2 protein-coding genes and 1 pseudogene are annotated in these 2,875 nt (G+C 62.0%); 1 reads left to right on the plus strand and 2 read right to left on the minus strand.

Annotation, left to right across the window (positions count from 1 at the left end; genetic code table 11):
- On the plus strand, positions 1-334 hold a 334-nt coding region (locus tag VMD50_RS13785), incomplete at its 5' end, for a hypothetical protein (RefSeq protein WP_325428309.1).
- 76 nt (positions 335-410) lie between these two features.
- On the opposite strand, the pseudogene VMD50_RS13790 reads toward VMD50_RS13785, so the two are convergent.
- Together VMD50_RS13790 and VMD50_RS13795 are read right to left on the minus strand one after the other, a co-directional pair.
- Positions 411-1,052: pseudogene (locus tag VMD50_RS13790) on the minus strand (IS1634 family transposase); the annotation flags it as partial.
- A 27-nt stretch (positions 1,053-1,079) separates the two neighbouring features.
- Positions 1,080-2,615 carry an IS1634 family transposase gene (locus VMD50_RS13795; protein ID WP_325428310.1) on the minus strand — a complete coding sequence of 512 codons (1,536 nt, stop codon included), beginning with the start codon at positions 2,613-2,615 and terminating at the stop codon, positions 1,080-1,082.
- Positions 2,616-2,875 lie beyond the last annotated feature (260 nt).

The raw sequence follows: 2,875 nt of genomic DNA on the forward strand, positions 1-2,875 counted from the left end.
CGAGGGCCATTTGAAGCCTAAGAGTCTGCGCTTCGGCATGGACGATCCTGGTGTCTTTCGATTTGTGTCAGGATTCAATACTATCGCGCTCAACGGCTTGGCTGGCGATCGGGAGATCGAAACGCTTGTCAAGCAAGGGAATACGGTGGAAATCCTCCGACGTTACAACATAAACTACGTGGTCCAATTCGTCGCCGAAAACGACGTTGCCAAAATTTCATCGCAATACATCGTATTCCGCTCGGAACCATTCACTTACGAAAAATTGGCAGGAAGATTTCTGATTGTTGACGCTTCTCGTTGGATCGAGTGTCCAACCTGCTGGTGGCCATGATGACAGCAGTAACGCGCGTCAGTTTGGTCGTTCTACGCTCATAGCTATGGGTGAGCGGCTCCCGACTTAGGACTTTTTAGTGTGCATGGCCGGCGCTGATCTTGGCGAGGGCTTGGCGGAGGTCGTCGGGTAGTGGGTCTGCGGCGGTAAGTGTCTGGCGTCCGGCTTTGATGCGGACGGTGCGGTAGCGGCGTGCGGTGCGGACGAATTTCTTGATGCTCCAATGGGTTCGGTGCTCGATGTAATGGCTGACCGCCAGCGCGGCGAACACGATGGTCAGGTGCGCGTCGATGGATTCGCGTTTGTGGTGGTAGACCGGTCGGGCTTGGAGATCGTGCTTGGACATCCGGAAGCTCTTCTCGATGCGCCATAGCTGGTGATAGGCATTGATGACGAACGCCGGTCCGACGGTGGTGAGGTTGGTGGTGTAGCCCTTCAAGCCGGCCAGGCCGCGGGCTTTGGCTTCCAGGTCTCGATTGACGCTCTTGGTGGCGCCGGCGAGCTTGATGAACCGGTTGCGTTTGACCGGGGCGTGACCGTGGACGGCGCGTTCGGCCTTAGCGATCTGCTGGTCGATGCCGCGCAGGGCGCGGCGGGCACGGTCGTGGCGGTACTGGTAGTAGATGAGCCGATCCGGGATGCCGCGAGCCTTCTCACCCGTGGTGGCCGGCCACGGCTGGGTGAAAACCCGTCCGTCAGGGATGTCTTCACCAGAATGTTTCTGGCCTGAGTTCGGACATTTGGCTTAGTGCCCCGGTTCGGGGATGTTCAGGTTCGCCAGGATTGCCCGTTGAGATGCTGGGATTTCGGGCGGGAAGGTCGCGGTGGCAGCGTTGATCGTGATGGTCGCCGAGCGCAGCGGTCGCAATTGCTTGACGACGTTGGCGATGGCCAGGCCGGTGCGTTCCTGGACATTGTGGGCGACGGCCAGGGCGGTGATCACGATGGTGAGGTGGGCTTCGATGGCGTCGCGGGTGCGGTGAAACATCGGTCGGGCACGAAGGTCGCTTTTGGACATCCGAAATAACCGCTCGACGCGCCACAAGTCGTGGTATCTGGCGATCACCTCGCCGGCGGGCATGACCGTAGCGGGCACGTTGGTGACATAGCCCTTGAGACCGACCAGCGATTGCGCGCGAGCCAGGCTGGCTTCATCGAGCACGCGGTCCCCAGCGCGGGTCTTGACGAATCGGGTGGACTTGGCTTTGCGTTCACCGTTGATCACCGCGCGGGCGCGGGCCTCTTGGGTGTTGAGGGTTTTCTGGTCGCGTCGTGCGCGTTTGGCCGAATACGCCCAGATCGCCCGCCACGCGTTGGCATGCTGGTCGGGGTCCCAAACCGGTTCGGCCCGTAGTGTGGTGTCGTTGACTGTGCTGTTGGCGTGTCGTGGAGTGACGGTGTCGATGATCTGTCCGTCGGTGAAAACGTCGCCATGCCAATGAAAATGCGACGCCAAGTCGCCGGGCGCCTTGGTCGACCGCGAGCCGACGATGAATCCCAGCCCGGCGTCATCGAGGGCGGTGAGGTTGGTTGCCGAAAGCATGCCGGCGTCGGCGGCGATCACCATCGGCGTCTGGCGCAGGTCGTGGCGCTGGGCGAAGGCGGTGATGATCGGCACCAGGGTGGTGGTCTCGTAGCCGACCTTGCGCAGGTCGTCTTCATCCTCTGCTTCGAAGTACAGCGTGGTCACGTCGCAGAGCAGCAGGCTCAACCCGCCCCGATCGGCGGCGTGGGTGAAGCACTTCCCCGCGATGACATCGCGGTAGTTGGCGGTGTTGACTTGCGCGAGGTGTCGTTGAATCGTCCTGTAGGACACCGTTTCTGCGCCCAAGTCGGTGAGTACGCGTGCGGCGTCGGCCTTGCTGGTGGGCTCCACAATTCGGGCGATCACCAGATCCCGGAATACCGTGTCATCGACGGCGTCGAAGCCGAGCCAGTCATAGACCGCGCCGAGGGTGTCGTAGAGCAACCGCGAAAACGTCGCTGCGGTGCGTCCCGGCGGTGCCGGAGCCCCCTTGGGTAGGCCCGGCGTCAGGGTCAGCGTGCCGGTCCGCCAGTCGGCGACCCCGTCGACCGATTGCGTCCGGGAGGGAACCTCGATGTCGAGCACTCCTTGATCCTCGGCGGCGATCTGGCGGGCTCTTTCGAGCAGAACCCCGAGTTGGGCATCGGTATGCGCCGACCCGATATGTGCCAGAATCGTGCGCTCACCACGATGTTTACGCACGACCTGCACTGCCACCGCACCAGAGGCCGTGCGCACTTTCCGCACGTAGGACACCGCCTGAAGCTACCCGTTTAGTGCCCCAATCGGGGCACTAAGGCCGGGGAACCCGCAGGTCAGCGAATCGCCCATCTGAAATTCTGCCGACCATGTCCTAAGTCAGCGGACCGGCGCCTGGTGGGCGCACCGTGGTTCGCGAAGATTCGGCGGTGGTCACCTGTTGTGCTCGCGTCAAGAGCGGCGGGATCATTATTGGTGTTCGTCGTGGTCGTCCCCGGAAAGACCTTGGTGCTTTGAGCCTGTAAGTCAGCATGGCG

This window comes from Mycobacterium sp. (assembly GCF_035506235.1).
Taxonomy (GTDB): Bacteria; Actinomycetota; Actinomycetes; order Mycobacteriales; family Mycobacteriaceae; genus Mycobacterium.